The 517-nt window shown below is 72.7% G+C and carries 1 protein-coding gene; it reads right to left on the reverse strand.

Going from position 1 to position 517, the window contains the following annotated elements; all coding sequences use genetic code 11:
* Positions 1 to 149 precede the first annotated feature (149 nt).
* Positions 150 to 281: an ALQxL family class IV lanthipeptide gene (locus tag ABD841_RS40680; RefSeq protein ID WP_344982443.1), complete on the reverse strand. Its 132-nt coding sequence runs from the start codon at positions 279 to 281 to the stop codon at positions 150 to 152.
* Positions 282 to 517: the final 236 nt, after the last annotated feature.

Genomic DNA, 517 nt, shown 5'->3' on the forward strand with positions numbered 1-517 from the left:
CCCCTTCCGGCGATGACCGGCCGGCCGGGGTGGAAGGCGGGGTGTGCCCTCCCCGGTGGGACGGGGAGGGCACACGCACGTGCCGGGGCCACGCCCGGCCGGCCGCGTCACGGCGGACGGCCGGGCGTGGAGACCGATGACCTCTCAGATCACCAGGTCTGGTGGCACATCGTCTGCCCGCTGCAGGTGCCGGTGTGGAGACCACAGGTCACGTTGCAGTCCTTGAGCTTGGACTCCTCGGCGGCGGGGAGCATGTCCAGAGCGGTGATGTCGAGCTCCATGATGTTCTTCCTTTCCTTTGTGGTGGTGGCGAGACCGTTGACCACACGCGGGGGCGACCCCCGCGCGCGGCGGCCTCGGGTGACCCGCCCCGGGTCGGCACCCGGGGCGGGAGATTCGGTCACCGGGTGCCCGGCGATGCGGGTGGCCCGGTGTGCAGGAAGGCGGCGACCCGGTCGAGGACGAGATGCCCGCCGCTCTCCGCGAACGGGTCGTGGTCGGCGCCGGGAACCTCCAG

The sequence above is a fragment of the Streptosporangium fragile genome, from assembly GCF_039534445.1.
Taxonomy (GTDB): domain Bacteria; phylum Actinomycetota; class Actinomycetes; order Streptosporangiales; family Streptosporangiaceae; genus Streptosporangium; species Streptosporangium fragile.